The organism is Nocardioides sp. NPDC059952, assembly GCF_042730435.1.
Taxonomy (GTDB): Bacteria; Actinomycetota; Actinomycetes; order Propionibacteriales; family Nocardioidaceae; genus Nocardioides.
The window spans coordinates 79146-100299 of the sequence record NZ_JBHWLY010000010.1; the positions used below are offsets into that span (position 1 = coordinate 79146).

General features: G+C 68.8%; 21 protein-coding genes. 15 read left to right on the forward strand and 6 right to left on the reverse strand.

Annotation, left to right across the window (positions count from 1 at the left end):
* The first annotated feature begins 122 nt into the window (after positions 1-122).
* Positions 123-1238, forward strand: a complete 1116-nt coding sequence (locus tag ACFV9G_RS07185) for an aromatic acid exporter family protein (protein ID WP_378726239.1) — start codon at positions 123-125, stop codon at positions 1236-1238.
* A 94-nt stretch (positions 1239-1332) separates the two neighbouring features.
* On the opposite strand, the gene ACFV9G_RS07190 is transcribed toward ACFV9G_RS07185, so the two are convergent.
* A complete protein-coding gene (locus tag ACFV9G_RS07190) occupies positions 1333-2460 on the reverse strand; it encodes a glutamate--cysteine ligase (protein WP_378726241.1) in 1128 nt (375 codons plus the stop codon).
* 83 nt (positions 2461-2543) lie between these two features.
* On the opposite strand from ACFV9G_RS07190, the gene ACFV9G_RS07195 reads away from it, so the two are divergent.
* Positions 2544-3896: a threonine/serine exporter family protein gene (locus ACFV9G_RS07195; RefSeq protein WP_378726243.1), complete on the forward strand. Its 1353-nt coding sequence runs from the start codon at positions 2544-2546 to the stop codon at positions 3894-3896.
* On the opposite strand, the gene ACFV9G_RS07200 is transcribed toward ACFV9G_RS07195, so the two are convergent.
* The 3 genes from ACFV9G_RS07200 to ACFV9G_RS07210 are packed head-to-tail and all read right to left on the reverse strand — an operon-like array spanning position 3891 to position 6786.
* Positions 3891-4415 carry a DUF402 domain-containing protein gene (locus ACFV9G_RS07200; RefSeq protein ID WP_378726245.1) on the reverse strand — a complete coding sequence of 175 codons (525 nt, stop codon included), beginning with the start codon at positions 4413-4415 and terminating at the stop codon, positions 3891-3893. The two genes, ACFV9G_RS07195 and ACFV9G_RS07200, sit on opposite strands and share 6 nt — an antisense overlap.
* 14 nt (positions 4416-4429) lie before the next feature.
* On the reverse strand, positions 4430-5266 hold the full coding sequence (locus ACFV9G_RS07205; RefSeq protein ID WP_378726247.1) for an SDR family NAD(P)-dependent oxidoreductase: 837 nt from the start codon (positions 5264-5266) through the stop codon (positions 4430-4432).
* Entirely contained in the window at positions 5263-6786 is a 1524-nt protein-coding gene (locus ACFV9G_RS07210; protein WP_378726249.1) for a flavin-containing monooxygenase, read from the reverse strand. Before ACFV9G_RS07210 ends, ACFV9G_RS07205 begins: the two co-directional genes overlap by 4 nt.
* A gap of 49 nt (positions 6787-6835) precedes the next feature.
* Between ACFV9G_RS07210 and ACFV9G_RS07215 the strand changes: the two genes are divergently transcribed.
* The 5 genes from ACFV9G_RS07215 (at position 6836) to ACFV9G_RS07235 (ending at position 11136) form a co-directional block, all read left to right on the forward strand.
* Positions 6836-7426 carry a TetR/AcrR family transcriptional regulator gene (locus ACFV9G_RS07215; RefSeq protein ID WP_378726251.1) on the forward strand — a complete coding sequence of 197 codons (591 nt, stop codon included), beginning with the start codon at positions 6836-6838 and terminating at the stop codon, positions 7424-7426.
* Positions 7427-7585: 159 nt separating this feature from the next.
* Positions 7586-8182: an RNA polymerase sigma factor gene (locus ACFV9G_RS07220; RefSeq protein WP_378726253.1), complete on the forward strand. Its 597-nt coding sequence runs from the start codon at positions 7586-7588 to the stop codon at positions 8180-8182.
* Between the two features lie 62 nt (positions 8183-8244).
* Positions 8245-9438: a hypothetical protein gene (locus ACFV9G_RS07225; protein WP_378726255.1), complete on the forward strand. Its 1194-nt coding sequence runs from the start codon at positions 8245-8247 to the stop codon at positions 9436-9438.
* Positions 9439-9547: 109 nt separating this feature from the next.
* Complete coding sequence (locus tag ACFV9G_RS07230; protein WP_378726257.1) at positions 9548-10057, forward strand: SigE family RNA polymerase sigma factor; 510 nt, start codon at positions 9548-9550, stop codon at positions 10055-10057.
* Complete coding sequence (locus ACFV9G_RS07235) at positions 10054-11136, forward strand: nitrate- and nitrite sensing domain-containing protein (RefSeq protein ID WP_378726259.1); 1083 nt, start codon at positions 10054-10056, stop codon at positions 11134-11136. The genes ACFV9G_RS07230 and ACFV9G_RS07235 overlap by 4 nt, the downstream gene beginning before the upstream one ends.
* 90 nt (positions 11137-11226) lie before the next feature.
* Here ACFV9G_RS07235 and rocD read toward each other — a convergent pair whose 3' ends face one another.
* A complete protein-coding gene (rocD, locus tag ACFV9G_RS07240; protein WP_378726261.1) occupies positions 11227-12465 on the reverse strand; it encodes an ornithine--oxo-acid transaminase in 1239 nt (412 codons plus the stop codon).
* Between the two features lie 249 nt (positions 12466-12714).
* Between rocD and ACFV9G_RS07245 the strand changes: the two genes are divergently transcribed.
* The 6 genes from ACFV9G_RS07245 to glmM all read left to right on the forward strand — a co-directional run bounded on the left by ACFV9G_RS07245 (position 12715) and on the right by glmM (position 17754).
* The gene (locus ACFV9G_RS07245) at positions 12715-14169 is read left to right on the forward strand and encodes a hypothetical protein (RefSeq protein ID WP_378726263.1); all 1455 of its coding nucleotides are present in this window, start codon (positions 12715-12717) and stop codon (positions 14167-14169) included.
* Positions 14166-14429: a hypothetical protein gene (locus ACFV9G_RS07250; protein WP_378726265.1), complete on the forward strand. Its 264-nt coding sequence runs from the start codon at positions 14166-14168 to the stop codon at positions 14427-14429. The genes ACFV9G_RS07245 and ACFV9G_RS07250 overlap by 4 nt, the downstream gene beginning before the upstream one ends.
* 125 nt (positions 14430-14554) lie before the next feature.
* Positions 14555-15067 (forward strand): hypothetical protein, encoded by a 513-nt coding sequence (locus tag ACFV9G_RS07255; RefSeq protein WP_378726267.1) that lies wholly within the window; start codon positions 14555-14557, stop codon positions 15065-15067.
* Positions 15068-15333: 266 nt separating this feature from the next.
* A complete protein-coding gene (gene rplM, locus ACFV9G_RS07260; protein WP_091051763.1) occupies positions 15334-15777 on the forward strand; it encodes a 50S ribosomal protein L13 in 444 nt (147 codons plus the stop codon).
* Positions 15778-15791: 14 nt separating this feature from the next.
* The gene (rpsI, locus tag ACFV9G_RS07265) at positions 15792-16295 is read left to right on the forward strand and encodes a 30S ribosomal protein S9 (protein WP_378726270.1); all 504 of its coding nucleotides are present in this window, start codon (positions 15792-15794) and stop codon (positions 16293-16295) included.
* A 103-nt stretch (positions 16296-16398) separates the two neighbouring features.
* On the forward strand, positions 16399-17754 hold the full coding sequence (gene glmM / locus ACFV9G_RS07270; protein WP_378726272.1) for a phosphoglucosamine mutase: 1356 nt from the start codon (positions 16399-16401) through the stop codon (positions 17752-17754).
* Positions 17755-17898: 144 nt separating this feature from the next.
* Here glmM and coaA read toward each other — a convergent pair whose 3' ends face one another.
* Positions 17899-18864 (reverse strand): type I pantothenate kinase, encoded by a 966-nt coding sequence (gene coaA, locus ACFV9G_RS07275; protein WP_378726274.1) that lies wholly within the window; start codon positions 18862-18864, stop codon positions 17899-17901.
* 70 nt (positions 18865-18934) lie between these two features.
* On the opposite strand from coaA, the gene glmS reads away from it, so the two are divergent.
* Both glmS and ACFV9G_RS07285 read left to right on the forward strand, forming a co-directional pair.
* On the forward strand, positions 18935-20782 hold the full coding sequence (glmS, locus tag ACFV9G_RS07280; RefSeq protein WP_378726276.1) for a glutamine--fructose-6-phosphate transaminase (isomerizing): 1848 nt from the start codon (positions 18935-18937) through the stop codon (positions 20780-20782).
* 13 nt (positions 20783-20795) lie between these two features.
* Positions 20796-21149, forward strand: coding sequence for a holo-ACP synthase (locus ACFV9G_RS07285; RefSeq protein WP_091051775.1), 354 nt, complete (start codon positions 20796-20798; stop codon positions 21147-21149).
* Positions 21150-21154 lie beyond the last annotated feature (5 nt).

Genomic DNA, 21154 nt, shown 5'->3' on the forward strand with positions numbered 1-21154 from the left:
GCCGACTCCGCAGAAGTGGTGGCCGAATCGGTGGAAATGGCGTACGAGATCCCGATCTCATTCGCCAGAACGACCGATTCGGCCGCCACAACTGAGGACTCGGCTGGCCTAGGATCTGCGACATGGCGTTCACTGCTCCGCGAGTCACACGTGAGCAGGTGGAGTCCGACGTACGTCGTCGACTGGCGCGGCTGAAGTCGAAGCGCTGGCACGTGCTGCAGGCCGCCGCGGCAGCCGGGGTGGCGTGGTTCATCGCGGCCTCCCTGCTCGGCCACGTGCAACCCGTCTTCGCGCCGATCGCCGCGGTGGTCAGCCTCGGCACCTCCTACGGCCAGCGGCTGCGGCGAGTGACCGAGGTGACCATCGGGGTGGCGCTCGGGGTCTTCCTGGGCGACATCGTGGTGCAGGTCATCGGCGAGGGCGCCTGGCAGATGACTCTGGTGGTGGCGATGGCGATGGCCGTCGGGATCTTCATCTCCTCGGGGCAGGTCTTCCGCAACCAGGCCGCGGTGCAGTCGATCTTCGTGATGGGGCTGCTGCCGACGCCCGGCGCGGCGTTCACGCGCTGGACCGACGCGCTGATCGGTGGTGCGGTCGCGCTGGTGGCCGCCTCGATCGTGCCTGCCGCGCCGCTGCGGCGGCCCGGCGAGCAGGCGGCCGTGGTCGCCAAGAAGATCGCCTCGCTGCTGCGCGCCGCCGGCCAGGTGATGCTCGATGCGGACGCTGTCCACGGGCTCAAGGTGCTCGCCGACGCGCGCGCCACCGACCCGCTGATTCGCGAGCTGCAGGACGCGTCCGACGAGGGCATGTCGGTGCTGGCCGTCTCGCCGTTCCGGTTCCGACATCGCAGCCACGTGCACCGGATGGCCGAGCTCGTCGAACCGCTCGACCGCGCGCTGCGCAGCACCCGCGTACTGGTGCGGCGGGCGGCGGTGTCCGCCTACCGCGGCGACGTCGTGCCGGAGAGCTACTACCAGCTCGCCTTCGGGCTCGCCGATGCTGTCGATGTCGTCGAGGCCGAGCTCGCCGCCGGCCTCGGCCCGGACGGACTGAGCCAGGAGGCCAGGTCGGTGCTGTTGCTGGTCGGCGAGCACTCGGCCGAGGTGGAGCGTACGGAATCGCTCAACGCCGAGGTCATCCTCGTCCAGATCAGGTCGATCATCGTCGACCTGCTCGGGGTCACCGGGATGGGGCAGTTCGAGGCGACCGACGCCCTGCCGCCGCTGCCGGCGCGCTGAATGCTCACCGAGGTAACTCGGTGAACGCGTACTCCCCTCGGGGAACTCCACGAGGAGAGTGACGCTCGACCGAGGTACCTCGGTCGGCATCCCGCTAGAGCGACCCGCGCAGGTCGCGTACGACCGAGTCGACGACCGCGACCAGATCGCCCTCGGTCGAGGCCGCGATGGCGCGTTGTCGCTGGTAGGAGGCACCCTTGTGAATGATGTCGTGCACGCCGGCGAGCTCCTTCTCGCAGCCCAGCCGGGCGGCTACCGGCTCCAGGCGCACCAGCAGATCAGCGAGGTCCTCGGTGACCAGCCGCTCCTCGGAGGCGTCGTTGAGGATCACGATCGCGTCGAGGCCGTAGCGGGCGGCGCGCCACTTGTTCTCCTGGACGTGCCACGGCGGCATCGTCACGACCGGCTCGCCGGCCGCCACCCGGGAGTCCAGGTCGACACAGAGACAGTGAGCCAGGGCGGCGATCGCGGCCAGCTCCTGGACCGTGGAGACCCCGTCGCAGATCCGGTTCTCGATGGTGCCGATCCGGGGCGAGGGCCGGATGTCCCAGCGGATCTCGCTGATGTCCTCGATCACGCCGGTGACCGTCTGGTCCGAGACGTACGCCTCGAACTCCTGCCACGTCGCGAACTGGAACGGCAGCCCGGCGGTCGGCAGCTGCTGGAACATCAGCGCCCGGTTGGAGGCGTAGCCGGTGTCCATGCCCGCCCAGATCGGTGAGGAGGCCGACAGTGCCTGGAAGTGGGGGTAGTAGGTCAGCAGCCCGTTGAGGACCGGGAGCAGCCGGTCCCGCTCCGGCATCCCGACGTGTACGTGCACGCCCCAGATCAGCATCTGTCGCCCCCACCACTGGGTGCGGTTGATCAGCTCCTCGTAGCGATGCCCCGCGGACAGCTCCTGAGTGGTCCAGGACGCGAACGGGTGGGTCCCCGCGCCGAAGAGATCCACGCCGAGATCGTCACCGGCGCTGACCACGCCGACGGTCGTCTCGCGGATCTGGTCCATGGCCTCCTCGACCGTCCCGCAGATCCCGGTGACGACCTCGACGGTGTTGCGCAGCAGCTCCCTGTGGATCCGCCCGGGATGGGGAACCCGGGGCTTGGCCCGAGCGAAGAGATGGTCCGCGACGTTGACCAGATCCCGGGTCTCGCGGTCAACGAGCGCGAGCTCCCACTCGACGCCGAGCGTCGGTCGGGGGGAGGGGTGGAAGTCGATCCGCATGTATTGAGCGTTCCTTGCACGGGCCCGTTTGTCGAGCATCGTGAATGCCTGTCGTTCACCAGCCCGATGGCACCATTTGCCCGGTGGACGCGCGTGAGGTGAACCTGACTCTGGACTTCTGCCTCCGCGTCGGTGAGCTGCTGATCTCGACCGGCGCCGGGGCCGCTGACGTGACCGCGACGATGAGGTCGCTCGCCCAACATCTGGGCCTTCGCGAGGCCGAGGTCGACGTCACCTACACCAGCCTCTCGATGAGCTATCAGGCCGACCCCGAGGCGATCCCGGTGCACACCACCCGCCAGGTCAAGAACCGCACCATCGACTACGACCACCTCACCGCCGTCGACCATCTGGTCCGCCAGGTCGTACGCGACGAGGTGGATCTCCAGGGCGCCCGGATCGCGCTGGGCCGCATCATCTCCGGCGGCCACCGCCGGCCGCGCTGGGCGGTGACGCTCGGCATGGCGGTGATGGCCGCCGCGTTCACCGTCTACGTCGGCGGTGAGCTCCGCGTGATCATCCTTGCCTTCATCTCCGGAGCCGCGATCGACCAGCTGCAGCACTTCCTCCACCGCCGCTGGCGACTGCCGCTCTTCTACATGCAGGTCGCCGGTGCGGGCCTGGCCACGCTGCTCGCGGTCATCGCCGCGGCGCTGCCGCTGGACCTCGACGTCTCCACCTCGATCGCCGCCAACATCACCGTGATGCTGGCCGGGATCAGCTTCATGGGTGCCCTCCAGGACGCCCTGACCGGGTTCCACGTCACCGCCAGCGCCCGGATCATGGAGGCACTGGTCTCCACGGCCGGGATCATCGCCGGGGTCACCGGCGGCCTGGTCTTCGCAGGTGCGGTCGGGGTGCCGATCCACGGCGCGGTGACGAGCAGCGTCACCTCGCTGCAGTCGATCACCCTGGCCAGCGTCGGTGGTGCGGTCGGCGCCGCCGCCTTCGCCTACGCGGCGTACGCACCCAAACGGACGCTGGCCCCGATCGCGGTCATCGCCGCCATCGCCGTGATCCTCTCGATCGTCGTACCCGGCGACGTCGGGCGTACGTGGCGGGTGGCCGTGGCGGCCCTCTTCATCGGTCTGGTCGCCTACTCGGTCGCCACCCGGCTGAAGGTGCCGCCGCTGGTCGTCGTGGTCTCGTCGGTCGTGCCGTTCCTGCCGGGCTACTCGATCTACCGCGGTCTCACGATGCTCGCCCAGGAGACGCCCGAGACCACCTCGGTAGGCCTGGTCGCCCTCTTCACCGCGGCGTCGGTCGCGCTCGCCCTCGCCTCCGGCGTCTACCTGGGCGAGTTCATCGCCCAGCCGCTCAGTCGCCGGTCGTGGCGGATCGAGACGCGCCTGTCCGGGCCGCGCCTCGTCGGTCCGCTGCGGAAGGACAGGGCCGACAGGGCCACCCCCGTGCCTGCTGTCGAGACCGACTCATAGGCCGCCCAGCACCTCGAACCAGCGCTCGGGGGTCGTGTCGTACGGCGCCTGGCTCTCCTTGACCGCGAGGAAGACGCGCTCGGCGGAGCCCTCGGTCATGGAGATGATCTCGGGTGGGTAGCCGTACTCGAGCTGATGGTGCTCGAACTCGTCCTCGTCGTCGATGTAGACCGAGCCGTCGAACTTCTTCACCACGTCGAGGTCCAGGTCGATGCAGGTGACCGTCGAGTCCTGCCACACCGGCGGGGTGCACATGTCGACATATATCTGCGAGCTCACCCGATCGTTGGGCCGGTTGAACGCCGGGAAGTGAGCCGCGTCGTGGTGGGGGACCAGGCTGACCGACTCCCAGTCGGCGACCCAGCCATGACCGGGGCGGGCGAACTCGGTGCCGATCGGGTGGCCGATCCACTCGCCGTGCTCGTCCTCGCCGAGGTAGAGGCCCGCGAAGGACCAATGAGGCCGGCCACCCCATTTCGTGAACTCGACACGAACAGGGTGACCGGCCTCGAAGCGCATGGCGTCAGTCTGCCTCAGCCCTGCTTCTTCGGCATCACGTACTTGGCCCCCAGCGCGATGAGGTCCTGGTAGCGCGAGCCGGTGAACTTGCCGAAGTTGTGGATCACGTGGGCGTCGAGGCCGACCAGCACGCGGGCCTGCTTCTTCTCGATGCCCTTGACGATGATCTCGGCGGCGCGAGACGGCTCCATCTTGGCGAGCTTTTCGTCGAAGAACTTCGCGGTCGCGGCCTGGTCGTCCTTGGCCGAGACGCGGGCGCTGCGGGCGACCGCGGTCTTGATGCCGCCGGGGTGGACCGAGGTGACGCCGACGTTGTGGCCGTCGATCAGCATCTCCTCGCGCAGCGCCTCGGTGAAGCCGCGAACGGCGTACTTCGCAGCGTTGTAGAAGGCCTGGTCGGGCATCGAGACCAGCCCGAAGAGCGAGGAGATGTTCACGATGTGCCCGTCGCCGGACTCGATCAGGGCCGGGAGGAAAAACTTCGTGCCGTGCACGACGCCCCACCAGTCGATGCCCATGATCCAGTCGATGTCCTCCCAGTCGAGGTCGTTGACCCGACCCGACAGCGCGACGCCGGCGTTGTTGATCACCAGGTTGACCTGACCGAAGTGGGCGATGACGCCCTCGGCGTACGTCTTGAAGGCCTCGCGGTCGGCGACGTCGAGAAGGTCCGACTTGATCTCACGGGCTCCGGCCTGCTTGGCGAGCTCGACGGTCTCGGCCAGCCCGGCCTCGTTGACGTCGGAGAGCGCGAGCCGGGCGTTGCGGCCGGCGAGGTTGACCGCGAGGGCGCGGCCGATCCCGGAGCCGGCTCCGGTGAGTACGACTACCTTGTCGTCGAAGGACTTCATGCGGGGACACTCTCCTGGGTCGTGATCGGGGCCGTGGCGGCGGTGACGGCGTACTTGTCGACGTCGAACTTGCTGGTCAGGTGGCGGAACAGGAAGGTGAAGCTCGGCCACAGGGTGGTGTTGCGGCCGTGCTCGTCGAGATACCACGACGCGCATCCGCCCTCGGACCAGACGGTGTTGTCCATCTTGCGCTGCAGGTCGTCGTTCCAGGCGGAGGTGGCGTCCTCGGTGGGTTCGACGGTGGCGTAGGAGTTGGTGCGCATGGTGCGGATCGCATCGCGGATGTAGGCCACCTGCGACTCGATCATGTAGACCATCGAGGAGTGGCCCAGGCCGGTGTTCGGGCCGACCACGAAGAAGAGGTTGGGGAACTCCGGGACCGTGGTGCCCTTGTAGGCGCTCATCCCGACCTCCGCGAACCGCTCGGCCATGGTGCGGCCCTTGCTGCCCGTGATGGCATGGGCGATCGGCAGGTCGGTGGTGTAGAAACCGGTCGCCACGACGAGGACGTCGATCTCGCGGCTGGTGCCGTCCTTGGCGACGATCGCGTTCTCGCTCACCCGGGCGATGCCGTCGGTGATCAGGTCGACGTTGTCGGCGGCCAGCGCCGGGTAGTAGGCGTTGGAGATCAGCGTGCGCTTGCAGCCGAGCGTGTAGTTGGGGGTGACCTTGCGGCGCAGCTCGGGGTCCTTGATGCCGCGACGGATGTTGTTCTGCGCCATCAGCTGGTGGGCCAGGGTGAGCTTGGGCTGCACGGCGAGGCCGAGCACGCGGACCTCGAGGCCCCAGTAGACCGCCGCGCGGGCGAGCCGCTGGACGCCGGGGACGTGGCGGAAGGCGGCCTTCTCGAGCTTGGTGTAGCGGTGCTCGTTGCGGGGGAGGACCCAGGGCGCGGTGCGCTGGTAGACGTCGAGGCGAGCGGCCTTCTTCTGGATCTCCGGGACGATCTGGATCGAGCTGGCGCCGGTGCCGATCACCGCGACGCGCTTGCCGGTGAGGTCGACGTCGTGGTTCCACTGCGCGGAGTGGAAGATCTCGCCCTGGAAGCCCTCGATGCCCGCGATGTCCGGGAGCTTGGGCTCGGAGAGCGCGCCGGGGCCGGCGATGACGGTGGTCGCAGCGTACGTCTTCCTGCCGTTGATCCCCTCGGTCTCGACGAGCCAGCGCTGCTGGGTCTCGTCCCAGGTCGCGGCGGTCATCGCGGTGTCGAAGACGAAGCGGTCCAAGGTGCCGGACTTCTCGGCGACCTTCTTGATGTACGCCTCGATCTCCGGCTGGGGCGAGAAGCTCATCGACCAGTCGGGGTTGAGCGCGAAGGAGTAGCTGTAGAGCTGGCTGGGGACGTCGCAGGCGGCGCCGGGGTAGGTGTTGTCGCGCCAGGTGCCGCCGACGCCGGAGCCCTTCTCGATGACGACGAAGTCGCGCTCGCCGTCCTCCTCGAGCTTGATCGCCGCGCACAGGCCTCCGAAGCCGGCACCGACGATCAGGTGGTCGACATGGGTGAGGTCAGCAGTGGTCATACTTCGAGTATGGCTTGCCTATTGAACAGGTGTCAATAGAATGGATGGCATGAGCCGACGGACGAGACTGACGCCCGAGCAGCGCCGCGAGCAGCTGCTCGACCTGGGTATTCGCCTCTTCGCGCACCACTCCCTCGACGAGATCTCCATCGACGTGGTGGCGCGTGAGGCCGGCATCTCGCGCGGGCTGCTCTACCACTACTTCGGCGACAAGATGGCCTTCCGTGAGGCGGTCGTACGCCGCGCCGCCGACGCCCTCGTCGCCCAGACCGCCCCGCCCTCGACGGGGGAGCCGGTCGAGCGCCTGCTGGCGTCGATGACCGCCTATGTGGACTTCGTCGACGCCAACTACGAGGGGTACGTCTCGATGGTCCGCGGCGCCGCGAGCGACCCGGTCCTGCGCGAGATCTACGACGAGGCCTTCGGGGCCCTCGGGCTCCGGATCTTCGACGCGGGCGCCGACTTCGTCGAGGACACGCCCGCCGCACGGCTGATCGTCAGGGGCTGGCTGGCCATGTCCGAGGAGCTGGTGCTCTCGTGGAAGGCCGACCCCGCGGGGTTGAGCCGCGAGAACCTGCTGGGGCTGTTGGCCGGATCGCTCCCGCAGTTGCTGGGGCTGCTGGGCCCGGGGGAGCTGTAACACGTCGTTCGTAGGACTATCCGGTCGTTCTGATAGGGCGAGTAGTGCTACGAACGACGTGTTACACGAGCCTGGTCCGCACCCGGGTGGGTGTTCGCTATGCTCCGGCGGCACGTTTGGAGTGGGAACTCCTCCCCGCCTACCGGACATAGAGGGTGCGTGAAGGGTAGTGAGGTCCAGAGCTCCGGGCTCGTGATGACCGAGGACGACACCGTTCTGGCGGAGCGTCTTCGTCGGGGCGACCACGAGGCGATGGCAGAGCTGTTCGGCCGCTATGCGGACCCGGTCTACAACTTCTGCTTCCGTCGTGTGGCTTCGTGGAATCTCGCCGAGGATGTGATGTCCCAGGTGTTCCTGGAGGTCTGGCGGGTGCGCGAGCGGGCGGTGGCGTACGGCGGCTCGCTGATGCCGTGGCTCTACACGGTCGCCGAGAACGTCTGTCGCAACGCCGCCCGTGGCGCCCGTCGGCAGCGAGCGCTGGCCGGCAGGCTGCAGCTCGTGAGGCTCGTCGACGCCGAGGACCACGCGGACGGAGTCGCACGACGCCTCGACGAGGAGAGCCGGATGTCCGAGCTCCTCGTGGCTGTCGACCGGCTCAGCCGTCGGGATCGGCAGATCTTGATGCTCGTCGCCTGGGACGGGCTCACGTATCTGCAGGTCGCCCAGGCTCTCGACATCCCCGTCGGGACCGTACGTAGCCGGCTCTCCCGTGCACGCAAGCGGGTCGCCGCGCTGATGGATGAGGGGGAGAAGTGATGACCGGAATTCCTGAACGCAGTCTGCGCCCCCATGTGAAGGCGCGGCGAGAGGCGGAGCTGATGCAGGCAATCTCCCGGGAGAGTCGTACGAAGAAGTGGCTGGTGCCCGTCGCCGCTGTTGCCGCGGTGGGGGTCATGGCGGTCGGTGGCGTCGTGGTCGCCCAGGGAGCGCCGTTGCTGAGGGGCGACAAGCAGATCGCAGGTCCAGGGGAGACCTCGGGGAAGCCGTCGCCGGTGCCCGACCGGGTGGTAGCGCCGGTGAAAGCCCCCGGGGACGACGCCACGGGGCTGTGGCCGGCGGCCTTCAACGGCCATGGAGTCACGTGGGCTCGCGACATCCCAGTGCTTCAGAAGTACCGAGACGTCCTCGCCGAGCACCTGGATCCCAGCGGCGAGCATCTCGAGAAGACTGTCTCCAACATGCAGGGCGGTCACGCCGGCAGTGGGCGCTCCATCGGTACGAAGCTGGGGTGGACCGTCGAGGGCGAGGACGGTCTCGGGATGGTTCAGCTGTCCGTCGGGTCCGGTTGGGATGGAGTCGGCCTCCCGTGCGGCGACCCTGGTTGGGACTGTGAGGACGTCAACCACCCAGGAGCGAAGGTGGCGAGAGTCGCGACGCACGACGGCGCGCGCTCCTATGCCGTCGAGCGGTCCGATGGGACGGTCGTCGCGATCACGCTCGACTCACTGTTCGGCAACAACTCGACGATCCCCGTCTCCGGTGTCGACCTCGGGGAGAAGGAGGTCATGGCGGCCGCAGCCGACCCCCGGCTGGTCGTCCCGGAGCTGGATCTGCCCCCTGCGGTTGACGCGAAGGAGCTGGGCAGGACAGCGCTGAAATCGCTGGTCCCGCCCGGAACCCCGGCGAAGTCGTACGACAGCACCCCGATGCGCTTCGACCACGAGACGTACGTCGTGCTGACCGACATCAAGAAGGACTCGTTGGAAGGTATCTCCATGGGGGAGCAGGGCGTGGCCGAGGTGCGGTTGGAGGAGACGATCAACCCGATCCAGCTGGACAAGGCGTGCCTTCGCCACAGTTTCAAGCGCTGCATCATCCGCACAGTCGACGGCAACGAGGTCTTCATCGGGCTCGGCAAGAAGCGCCGCTGGATGGGCAAGCCCGCTGATCCGGTGAACCTCGTCGTCTTCCAGGGTCCTGTCTACACCGTCAGCGTGTACGGCGACGGCGCGATCTCGGTCGACCGCGCCATCGACTTCGTACTCGACCAAAGGTGGCAGCCGCAGGGATGAGTGTCAGGCGTCTCTGACGGCGACCCGCGAACAGCCACGCGACCCCAACCGATCGGCGACCGACTACGTCAGTAGGGCGTCGGGGGTTGGAACCGGAGGAGGAGAGACGTTGAGCAGGGACGAGGAGTTCACCGCCTACGTCAGGGAGAGACGCGCGCATCTGTACCGCGCGGCCTACCTGCTGTGCGGCGACGAGCATCGCGCCGAGGACATCGTGCAGCTGACGCTGTCGAAGGTGTACGCGGCGTGGCGGCGGGTGCGGAAGGCCGACAGTGTCGATGCCTACGTACGCCGCGTGCTGGTCAACAGCCATCTGGACGAGGGTCGCCGCCCGTGGCGGCGCGAGCGCGCCGGCGAGGTCTCGGACCGACCGGCGCCCGTCGGTCTCGGCGCCGAGGACCTCGACGAGCTCTGGACCGCGCTGCGATCCCTTCCGGCAGGTCAGCGAAGGGTTGTGGTGCTTCGACACTACTGGGGTCTGTCGGTCGAGGAGACCGCCGCCGACCTCGGTATCGCCGTGGGGACGGTCAAGAGCCAGACGGCAGTCGCTCTGGCCAATCTTCGCCTGGCCCTCCGTCCCGGCCAGGCCACCGACGCTGCCCGAGGAGGCCGGCGATGAACACCTTCGATGACGACACCTTGCTGGCCGATCGCCTCCACCGCATCGGCGCCGCCGCTCCGGTCCCGCGCCCGGACCTCCCCGGGGACGTACGCCGCGGCCGCCGCCGCGCGCTCAGAGCTCGCCTCGTCGCCACCGCCGGGACAGTTCTGGCGGTCGGGATCATCGGCATCGGCGGGGTGGCGCTGCGGCCTCTCGTCGTGGACCGGGCCACCGATCCGGCGGAGTCCCCGACCGCGACGTCGACCTCGTCCGTAGGTCGGGCGGAGTCGGTCGCGCAGGTGCTACCGAGCACGTTCGACCTGGCGATCAACCTGATCTTCGAGCGCGACGCCGTCCTCGCGGGCGTCCCTGAAGTGGTGATGAAGCCGGTACAGGATGCGACCGACGAGGCCATCGTGACCTGGACCGCGAAGGCCGAGCAGATCGACGGCGGGGACCAGGAGCTCGCTGAGCTCGCCTCCGAGATCCAGCAGTCGTTGGCCGCCCTACCGGAGACGCGATCCATCGCCCGTGCGAAGGAGACTCGGCTGCAGGGAGTGCTGGCCTTGTCGGTAATCTCCAACGACCTCCTCGCGATCCCGACGCTCGTGCCGTATGTCGGTGACGCCGAGATCGACGACGAGATCGAGGCGCTCGGTCACCTGGGCCCCGCCTTCCGGACGCTCGGCACGCAGCGGAACATCATGGTGACGGCACTCGCCAAGCGTGAGGCCATGCAGCATGCGGGCGCTGCGGGCGCTGCGGGCGCTGATGCTCTCAGCAAGGAGGAGTTCGCCGAGCTTGCTCGGGCCGAGGCTGAGTGGCGCCTGTCGCTCTCGGCGCTCTACACGTCGAGCTCGGAACCTCAGCGCGACTCCCTCGACCAGATCACCATCAACACAGCCACCGACGGAGCCGTCGGGATTCCCGCGCAACGGGCGGTCAACCAGGTCCTGATCACGGGCAACCTGAGCCGGGTCACGATGACGCCGGACCAACATACGGCGTCCTGCACCGAGCTGATCCGCGGGCTGCAGGAGCTGTCCGCTGCCGCGTCGAACGAGCTCATCGCCGACCTCGCCGCGCTCGACGGCTAGCGAACGAGTAACACGTCGTTCGACGTACTTTCCGGTCGTTCAAGAAGGGCGACCAGTACGTCGAACGACGTGCTACATGGAGTCCGGGGCCTACTCGGAGACAGCGGCCTCGAGCTGGTCGAGCGCCCAGTGGAGGTCGTCCTCGGCGATCACCAGCGGCGGCGCGAGGCGGATGGTGGAGCCGTGGGTGTCCTTGGCGAGTACGCCGCGGGCCAGGAGGCGCTCGCAGATCTCGCGACCGGTGCCGATGGCGGGGTCGATGTCGACGCCGGCCCACAGACCGCGGGAGCGGAAGCCGACGATGCCGTTGCCGACCATCGCCAGGAGCCGGTCGCGTAGGACCTGGCCGAGGGCCTCGGCGCGGGCCTGGAACTCGCCGGTCTCGAGCAGCTCGATGACGGCGGTGCCGACGGCGCAGGCGAGCGGGTTGCCACCGAAGGTGGAGCCGTGCTGACCGGGGCCGATCACGCCGAGCACATCGCGGTCGGCGACCACGGCGGAGACCGGGACGATGCCGCCGCCGAGCGCCTTGCCGAGGATGTACATGTCCGGCTTCACGCCGGCGTGGTCGCAGGCGAAGGTGTAGCCGGTGCGGCCCAGGCCGGCCTGGATCTCATCGGCGGCGAAGAGCACGTTCTCGCGGGTGCAGACCTCGCGCAGCCCGATCAGGAAGTCGTCGCCGGGTATGACGACGCCGGACTCGCCCTGGATCGGCTCGACCAGGACGGCCACCGTGTTGGGGGTGATGGCCGCCTCGATCGCGGCGAGGTCGGCGTAGGGGACCATCACGAAGCCGGGGGCGAACGGGCCGAAGCCGTCGCGCGCGTCGGCGTCGTCGGAGAAGCCGACGATCGTGGTGGTGCGGCCGTGGAAGTTGCCGGCCATCACGATGATCTCGGCCCGGTCGGCGGGGACACCCTTGACGTCGTATCCCCACTTGCGGGCGACCTTGATCGCGGTCTCGACGGCCTCGGCGCCGGTGTTCATCGGCAGCACCATGTCCTTGCCGCACATCGCGGCGAGGCGGGCGGTGAACTCGGCGAACTGGTCGTGCACGAACGCACGCGAAGTCAGGGTGACCTTGTCGAGCTGCTCACGGGCCGCGGACAGCAGGGCCGGGTGGCCGTGACCGAAGTTCAGCGCGCTGTAGCCGGCCAGCATGTCGAGGCAGCGGCGACCGTCGACGTCGGTCACCCAGGCGCCCTCGGCGTGGCTGATCACCACCTCAAGGGGGTGGTAGTTGTGCGCGGAGTGTGCCTCGGCGGCCGCGAAGGCGGTGGGGGTCAGGCTGGTCGCAGCGGTGGCCTGAGCCTCGTTGAGCAGGGTCATCGCACTCCTCCATCTCGTGGGGCGTTCTCGGTGATCTGAGCAGGATCATCTGATTGTCAGACAATCCTACGATCAGGCTAGCCCAGATGTCTCATCGCTGTCGCCGGGTCGGTAACACGGCGGTAAATAACTGTGCCGAGGGTGGCCCCCGGGGTATAGGTTCCGTCAGCCATCTCGGCCCGCCTCGCGTTCTCTGGCAGCGAAGCGACCCCAAGACCATCTCGGGTAAGTGACTCGGAGGAACCACAGATGCGCGTCCGCGCACTGGTGGCGGCTGCTGCCGTCGCCCTGATCGTGCCGGCGGTGCCGGCGTTCGCCACGACCGAACCGCAGCCCGACCCCACATCGACTGCGACCGTCGATCCGGCGGCGGACCCGCAACCCACGGACCCGGCGGACCCCACGGACCCGGCGGACCCCACGGACCCGGCGGACCCGACCAGCGACCCGACGGAGACCGACACGCCGGCTGTGGACCCGGAACCAGCACCCACACTGTCGGTGCGAAGCACCCTGAACGGCGCCGGCGTGATGCGCGCCGGGAATGCCTTCTCGGTCGAGGTGGAGGTGGACCAGAGCCCGTCGGCATCCGTGGAGCTGTCGTGGCAGTGGTGGGACTACTACGACCGGGTCACGCTCGGTGAACCGTCGGATCCGATCGCGACGACGCTCGACGGGACGGGCAGGGCCACCCTCGCTCTCGAGGCTCCCTCGTCGCTCCCGGACGGTGTCTACAGCGTGAAGGTCACAGTGAAGCGCCTTTCGGATGGCGCGCTCGGCACTGGAGGCGGCCATTCCTTCTTCACCCTCGACAACACTGTGCCCACGTTCTTGTGGAAGCGCAGTGCCAGCGGCTTCTATCCGGCGACGGATGGGTATCGCGACCGCTTCAGCGTGTGGATCTACGGTGTCGATGAGCGCGTGATCTATGCGCCGCACACGCCCCGATACAACGTGAAGGTCCTTCGGCATGACGGCGCAGTGCTGAGGACGATGGGCTCCGGCCAGCTCGAGTGGAGCGGGCGCGAGGGTGTCGAGTACGAGAAGACGGTGTACTGGAACGGTGTGGACGCCTCGGGCCGGCGAGTCCCGGCTGGGACCTACACGATCCAGGCGACCGTGACGGACGGTGTCGGTAACTCGAGCACGAAGACGACCACGGTCGTCGTCTCCTGGAAGAAGCTGGTCTGGAAGACCTACTACAAGAAGGTCACCGCCAAGGATGCGCTGGATCAGAAGTACGTCGGCTCCTGCTCGACCCTCAAGGCACCGGCGCGAAGCGACTGGGCGGGCTCGCGCGGCTACCGCTCCAACGTCAAGTGTCGAGGCGGCGACACCGCCAAGTCGCGGGTGGTCACCGACAGCGTCACGTGCCTGCCCAGGTCGTTCGACGGGAACTACCGCAACCTCTCGCTGAAGCACTACGGCGGACGGCCGAAGGGCTACACCAAGAACGTCTACCTCGTGACCCACGTCTACAGGCCGCAGACGTCCGGCGACTGGACGCTGGCGCAGCGCCACCAGTTCGGCAACTCCGTGCAGTGGAAGACGATGGCATCGGTCTCCACGCCGAACGGGCTGATCGCCGATCGTCGGTCGACGCAGTACTGCCCGTCGCTGTGGTGGGTCTCGGGCCTCCAGTCGAGCTCGCGCTACGACGTGTGGAAGTACTCGGTCGGCATCCAGTACCGGGTGCTCGCGTGACCACGACCGAGAAGCCGGCCGAAACGCCGGTGGATGCGCGGGCGTACAGCCAGCGGGTTCTGATCATCGTCGCCGCCGGTGCTCTGCTGCTGGGCCTCCTTCTGGGTGGCGCCATCGGTGCGATCGCCTTCGGCGGTGACGAGGCCCCGGAGCAGAAGCCGTCGACCGGCCTGCCCCCGGAGCCGGGCGAGGGCCCGGGCTCGACCCGGCTCGACGAGGACGCGTTCGCCCCCGAGGGTGAGGTCGGCGTCGACCAGTAGCCGATCAACCAACAGAAGAAGGACGTACGCCGCCCGGCACGGCTCGGGCGGCGTACGTCGTCGTTTTCACCGAAGTCAAAGGCCCGGCACAGCCTCCCCACAGGAACCGGGCGGACTCTGGAAACATGAGCGACAAGAGTACGGACGGCGAGGCTCCGGAGCCGGCGGAGCCGACGGTCGAGCAGCCCGCCGTCGAGCAGCCCGCCGCTGAGCAGCCCGCCGCTGAGCAGCCCGCGCCGGAGGCCGCGGCGTACGCCCCGCCCGCCTATGGGCCGCCCGCCTTCGGCCCGCCGGTCGCGGCTGCCGCCGTCCCGGTTGCGGTACCGAAGAAGAAGCTCTCCGAGCGGGTCTTCGGATGGAAGAGCGTCGTCGCCGCCGCGGCCGTCGGTCTCGTCATCGGTGGCGGCGTCGCCGCGGGGGTCGCTGCCGCCGTCGTCGACGGTGGCAACGACCAGGGCCAGCGCGAGCTGGGCCAGCGCGGAGGCGGTCAGATGCCGTACGGCCAGATGCCCGACCGTGGCCAGATGCCGGACGACGGCCAGATGCCCGACTTCGGTCAGGGCGGTGGCGGCCCCGGCGGCTTCGACCAGCAACAGGACCAGTCCGACGGACAGTCCTCCCCGGGTCAGTCGAGCTGACCCGCCCAAGATCGCGTACGCCGTCCGGCTCCCCGACCGGCGGCGTACGTCTTGATTTGTCTCTGCCGTACGGGGGCTCGTAACCTTGTGAGGTCGTGACTCCTGCCGCGTCCTGATCATTTCGCACGGTCAGGGACGCAGATCCGGATGACTGTCGCTGGGACCACCCAGAGGACAGGGCAGGCCGGGCCGTGTTCGTCAGAAGCCACGCAGCACCATCCCGGTGCGCATCCGTGCGCCGGGTCCAACGAACTAAGAAGGCACACGTGCGTACTTACGCTCCCAAGCCGGGCGACATCGAGCGCGCCTGGCTCGTGATCGACGCGACCGACGTCCGTCTCGGCCGCCTCGCGGTCCAGGCCGCTGAGCTCCTCCGCGGCAAGCACAAGGCGATCTTCGCGCCCAACGCGGACACCGGCGACTTCGTCATCGTCATCAACGCCGAGAAGGTCTCCCTCTCCGGCAACAAGGCCAAGACCAAGCTGGCTTACCGCCACTCCGGCTACCCGGGTGGTCTGACCGCGACCCCGATCGGCGAGATCCTCGAGAAGGACGCTCGCAAGGCGATCGAGTCCGCTGTGTGGGGCATGCTGCCGAAGAACAAGCTCGGCCGTCAGATGCTCAAGAAGCTCAAGGTCTACTCCGGTCCGACGCACCCGCACGCCGCGCAGCAGGCCGTTCCGTTCGAGATCAAGCAGATCGCCCAGTGAGCCAGGACCAGGACATGACTGAGAACACCGCCGTAGAGGTCGAGGAGACCTTCGAGACCGACGAGCAGGGCCTCGCGTACACCTCCGAGAGCGCCCCGTCCGCCGACACCCCCGAGCGTCCGGCGACCATCGCCCCGGCCGCCGCCACCGGTCGCCGCAAGGAGTCCGTCGCCCGCGTCCGGATCGTCCCGGGCACCGGCAACTGGACCATCAACGGTCGCACCATCGAGGACTACTTCCCCAACAAGCTGCACCAGCAGATCGCGAACGAGCCGTTCGCTGCGCTGCAGCTCGAGGGTCGCTTCGACGTGATCGCCCGCATCGACGGTGGCGGCATCGCCGGCCAGGCCGGTGCGCTGCGTCTCGGCGTGGCCCGCTCGCTCAACATCGTTGACGAAGAGGCCAACCGCCCGACCCTGAAGAAGGCCGGTCTGCTGACCCGCGACGCCCGCGTCGTGGAGCGGAAGAAGGCCGGTCTCAAGAAGGCCCGCAAGGCCTCGCAGTTCAGCAAGCGCTGATCGCCCTCGCGATCGCCTAGCATTGTTGGGGTGCCGCGGCTCGCCGAGGCACCCCGACACATTTTCGGGCGGGGGCCAACGTACGAAAGAAGGTCACACGGACGTGGCACGCCTTTTCGGCACTGACGGAGTTCGCGGTCTCGCGAACGGCGAGATCCTCACCGCCTCGCTCGCCCAGAATCTGGCGACATCAGCGGCACTGGTCCTGACCGAGGAGCTGCGCGTCTCCGGCAGCGGCCGCAAGCCGCTGGCGGTGGTCGGCAACGACTCGCGCGTCTCCGGGCAGTTCCTGCAGGCGACGGTGGCCGGAGGTCTGGCCTCGGCCGGCTGCGACGTGATCGACGTCGGCGTGCTGCCGACGCCGGGGGTCGCCTACCTCACCGCGGCCCTCCAGGCCGACCTCGGCGTGGTCATCTCGGCCTCGCACAACCCGATGCCCGACAACGGCATCAAGTTCCTCCAGCGCGGCGGGCACAAGCTCGACGACGTGCTCGAGGACCGGATCGAGGCACACCTCGACGAGCCCTGGGACCGCCCCACCGGGGCGTCGGTGGGCCGGATCTCGACCCACGAGAACCCCGTGGAGACGTACGCTGCCCACCTGATCTCCACGCTGGAGCGCCGCCTCGACGGGCTGACCGTCGTCGTCGACTGCGCCAACGGCGCGGCCGCTGCCGCAGGCCCGCTGGCCCTGGACCAGGCGGGGGCGAAGGTGATCGCGATCAACGACGTCAACGACGGTCTCTCGATCAACGACGGGGTCGGTTCGACCCACCCGGAGATGCTCCAGAAGGCGGTCCTCGAGCACGGCGCAGACGTCGGGTTCGCCTGGGACGGCGACGCCGACCGCTGTCTGGCCGTCGACGGTGAGGGCAACCTGGTCGACGGCGACCAGCTCATCGCGATCCTCGCCCTCGGCCTCCACGACGCCGGCCGGCTCCCGGACGACACCGTGGTCGTCACCGTGATGAGCAACCTCGGCTTCGTCAAGGCGATGGACGCCGCCGGCGTCCATGTGAAGCAGACCGCCGTGGGTGACCGCTACGTGCTCGAGGAGATGCGCCGGGGCGGCTACGCCATCGGTGGCGAGCAGTCCGGCCACATCATCATGAGCGAGCACGCCACCACCGGCGACGGCATCCTCACCGCGCTGCACGTCCTGCAGCGGATGACCCTCACCGGGCGCACCCTCGCCGACCTCGCCTCCGCCGTCACCCGCCTCCCGCAGGTCCTGCTCAACGTCAAGGGCGTCGACAAGGCCCGCTGCAAGACCGACGACGGCCTCCTCGAGGCCGTGGCTGCCGAGGAGACGGCCCTGGCCGGCTCCGGGCGGATCCTGCTGCGTCCCTCCGGCACCGAGAACCTCGTACGCGTCATGGTCGAGGCACCCACGCATCACGAGGCCGAGGCGTGCGCCGAGCGGCTCGCGGACGTGGTCCGGGTGCGGCTCGCTCTCTAGACAGCGCCGCTGGTCGAGCCGCCGGAGCCGCTAGGCGGAGGCGTGTCGAGACCAACACAGTCCCGTCGAGCGCCGAGGGGACCGTGTTGGTCTCGACACGGGTTCGTTCGTTCCTCACAAACCCGGCTCGACCGACGGGGCGATTCAGATTTTTCGGAGGCGCACGTAGCGGACGGAGTGGTCGCTGTCCTTGCGGAGGACCAGCGTTGCGCGGGAGCGGGTGGGGAGGACGTTCTCGCGGAGGTTGGGGCCGTTGATCTCGTTCCAGATCTCGGTCGCTCGGGTGATGGCCTCGTCGTGGCTCAGGGCCGCGTATTTCGTGAAGTAGGACGACGGGTCGCGGAAGGCGGTCTCGCGCAGTCGCAGGAAGCGGTCGACGTACCACTGCTTGATGTCGCGCGACCCGGCGTCGACGTAGACGGAGAAGTCGAAGAAGTCCGAGAGAGCCAGCGAGATGGTGCCGTCGGCGCGGACCCGGGAGGGCTGCAGCACGTTGAGGCCCTCGAGGATGACGATGTCGGGCTTCTTGACGAGCACGGTCTGGTCGGTGACGTCGTAGGTCAGGTGTGAGTAGATCGGCGCGCGCACCTCGTCCTCACCCGATTTGAGGTCGACGAGGAAGCGGAGCAGGGCCTTGCGGTCGTAGGACTCTGGGAAGCCCTTGCGCTCCATCAGGCCGCGCCGCTCGAGCTCGGCGTTGGGGTAGAGGAACCCGTCGGTGGTGACCAGGGCGACGTTGGGGTGCTCGGGCCAGTGGGCGAGCATCTGCTGGAGCACACGCGCCGTGGTCGACTTGCCGACCGCGACGGATCCGGCGACACCGATGACGAACGGCGTACGCTCCGGCATCGTCTTGCCGAGGAACAGCTCCTGCTGGTCGTGGAGCCTGTCCGAGGCGCTCACATAGAGGCTCAGGAGCCGGCTCAGCGGCAGGTAGACCTCCTCGACCTCCCGGAGATCGATCTGGTCGCCGAGGCCACGCAGAGACTCGATCTCTGCCTCGGTCAGTGGGCTCTCGGTCTCGGTCGCGAGCTCTGCCCACGCGCTTCGGTCGAGCTCGACGTAGGGCGAGGAGCCGCGGTCGTCGCCGTGTGGCCCGGGGTGTGACATGGCAACGATTGTTACGCACATGCGCCGCCGCTTCCTGCTGGGGTCCACGAGAGCCGTAGGATCATCCGCCATGTGCGGCATCGTTGGGTACGTCGGAGACCGGTCGGCGCAGGACGTCGTGATCGATGGCCTGCGGCGGTTGGAGTACCGCGGCTACGACTCGGCCGGGATCGCGCTGATCTCGGCCGACGGGGCCCTGGCCGTGGACAAGAGGGCCGGCAAGCTCGCCAACCTGGAGAAGGCGATCGCGGGCACGCCGCTGCCGGCGTCGACGACCGGGATCGGGCACACCCGCTGGGCGACCCACGGCGGCCCGACCGACGGCAACGCCCACCCGCACGTCGGCCGCACCGGGCGTGTCGCGGTCGTGCACAACGGGATCATCGAGAACTTCGCCGAGCTGCGGGCCTCGCTGGAGACCGACGGGCACGAGTTCACCTCGCAGACCGACACCGAGGTGGCCGCGCACCTGCTCGAGCGCGAGGTCGTCGGCGGGGCCGACCTGACCGTCGCGATGCAGCGGGTCTGCTCGATCCTCGAAGGTGCGTTCACCTTCGTCGCGATCGACGCCGAGGACCCGTCCCGGGTCGTCGCCGCGCGCCGCAACAGCCCGCTCGTGGTCGGTCTGGGCGAGGGGGAGTCGTTCCTCGGCTCCGACGTCGCCGCCTTCATCGAGCACACCCGCGAGGCGATGGAGCTCGACCAGGACCAGGTCGTCACGATCTCCCGAGACGGCGCGGAGGTGAGCAACTTCGACGGCACCCCCGCCGAGGGCCGCCGCTTCCACGTCGACTGGGACCTGGCCGCCGCCGAGAAGGACGGCCACGACTGGTTCATGCGCAAGGAGATCCTCGAGCAGCCTCGTGCTGTCGCCGACTCGCTGCTGGGGCGGCGTACGCCTTCGGGGGCTCTTCATCTCGACGAGATGCGGCTCGACGACGACGAGCTGCGCGAGGTCACCAAGATCATCATCATCGCCGCGGGGACGTCGTTCTACGCCGGCATGGTCGCGAAGTACGCCATCGAGCACTGGTGCCGGATCTCGGTCGAGGTCGAGCTGGCCTCCGAGTTCCGCTACCGCGACCCGATCCTCGACAACTCCACCCTGGTGGTCGCGATCTCCCAGTCCGGCGAGACCGCCGACACGCTGCAGGCGATCCGGCACGCGCGCTCGCAGCGCTCGAAGGTGCTGGCGATCTGCAACACCAACGGCTCCACGATCCCGCGCGAGTCCGACGCGGTCATCTACACCCACGCCGGCCCGGAGATCGGGGTCGCCTCGACCAAGGGCTACGTCACCCAGCTGGTCGCCTGCTACCTGCTCGCGCTCTACCTGGCGCAGGTCAAGGGCACGATGTACGGCGACGAGATCGACGGCGTGATGACGCAGCTCGAGGCGATGCCCGCGGCCGTGGCTCAGGTCTTGGAGACGGCGCCGCAGGTCTACGACCTCGCCCGCGAGTACGCCGACCGCCGCGCCTTCCTGTTCCTCGGCCGCCACGCCGGCTATCCGGTGGCGCTGGAGGGCGCGCTCAAGCTCAAGGAGCTCGCCTACCTGCACGCCGAGGGGTTCGCCGCCGGCGAGCTCAAGCACGGTCCGATCGCACTGGTCGAGGAGGGCCTGCCGATCTGGTGCATCGTCCCCCCGCGCGGTCGCGACTTCCTGCACGACAAGATGCGCTCGGGGATCATGGAGGTGCGCGCCCGCGGCGCCCGCACCATCGCGCTGGTCGAGGAGGGCGACGACTCGGTCGACTCGGTCTCCGACACGATCATCCGGCTGCCCAAGGTGCCGGTGCTCCTGCAGCCGCTCGTCGCGGTCGTGCCGATGCAGCTCTTCGCCTGCCAGCTCGCCACCGAGCTCGGCTACGACGTGGACCAGCCGCGCAACCTCGCCAAGTCCGTCACGGTCGAGTGATGGCGGTCCACTGATGGCTGTCCTCGGCGTCGGGATCGACGTCTGCGACCTGGAGCGCTTCGAAGAGTCGCTGGAGCGTACGCCACGGCTGCGCGAGCGGTTGTTCACGCCGGCCGAGGCGACGAAGCCGATGGCCTCGCTGGCCGCCAGGTTCGCCGCGAAGGAGGCGCTCGCCAAGGCGCTCGGCGCGCCTCAGGGGATGGAGTGGCACGACGCCGAGGTGATCTCGGAGTCCTCGGGCCAGCCGCGCTTCGAGCTCCGCGGGACCGTGCTGGCGCAGGCTACGAAGCTCGGCGTCGCCACCGTCCACCTCTCGCTCTCCCACGACGCCGGCATCGCCTCGGCGATGGTTGTCCTGGAGGACTGACCAAC

Excerpts from the sequence above, each read along its gene's own strand:
- ACFV9G_RS07185 (WP_378726239.1), top strand. The coding sequence starts at position 123 with ATGGCGTTCACTGCTCCGCGAGTCACACGTGAGCAGGTGGAGTCCGAC.
- ACFV9G_RS07190 (WP_378726241.1), bottom strand. The coding sequence starts at position 2,460 with ATGCGGATCGACTTCCACCCCTCCCCCCGACCGACGCTCGGCGTCGAG.
- ACFV9G_RS07200 (WP_378726245.1), bottom strand. The coding sequence starts at position 4,415 with ATGCGCTTCGAGGCCGGTCACCCTGTTCGTGTCGAGTTCACGAAATGG.
- ACFV9G_RS07205 (WP_378726247.1), bottom strand. The coding sequence starts at position 5,266 with ATGAAGTCCTTCGACGACAAGGTAGTCGTACTCACCGGAGCCGGCTCC.
- ACFV9G_RS07210 (WP_378726249.1), bottom strand. The coding sequence starts at position 6,786 with ATGACCACTGCTGACCTCACCCATGTCGACCACCTGATCGTCGGTGCC.
- ACFV9G_RS07215 (WP_378726251.1), top strand. The coding sequence starts at position 6,836 with ATGAGCCGACGGACGAGACTGACGCCCGAGCAGCGCCGCGAGCAGCTG.
- ACFV9G_RS07225 (WP_378726255.1), top strand. The coding sequence starts at position 8,245 with ATGCAGGCAATCTCCCGGGAGAGTCGTACGAAGAAGTGGCTGGTGCCC.
- ACFV9G_RS07235 (WP_378726259.1), top strand. The coding sequence starts at position 10,054 with ATGAACACCTTCGATGACGACACCTTGCTGGCCGATCGCCTCCACCGC.
- rocD (WP_378726261.1), bottom strand. The coding sequence starts at position 12,465 with ATGACCCTGCTCAACGAGGCTCAGGCCACCGCTGCGACCAGCCTGACC.
- ACFV9G_RS07245 (WP_378726263.1), top strand. The coding sequence starts at position 12,715 with ATGCGCGTCCGCGCACTGGTGGCGGCTGCTGCCGTCGCCCTGATCGTG.
- ACFV9G_RS07255 (WP_378726267.1), top strand. The coding sequence starts at position 14,555 with ATGAGCGACAAGAGTACGGACGGCGAGGCTCCGGAGCCGGCGGAGCCG.
- rpsI (WP_378726270.1), top strand. The coding sequence starts at position 15,792 with ATGACTGAGAACACCGCCGTAGAGGTCGAGGAGACCTTCGAGACCGAC.
- coaA (WP_378726274.1), bottom strand. The coding sequence starts at position 18,864 with ATGTCACACCCCGGGCCACACGGCGACGACCGCGGCTCCTCGCCCTAC.
- glmS (WP_378726276.1), top strand. The coding sequence starts at position 18,935 with ATGTGCGGCATCGTTGGGTACGTCGGAGACCGGTCGGCGCAGGACGTC.
- ACFV9G_RS07285 (WP_091051775.1), top strand. The coding sequence starts at position 20,796 with ATGGCTGTCCTCGGCGTCGGGATCGACGTCTGCGACCTGGAGCGCTTC.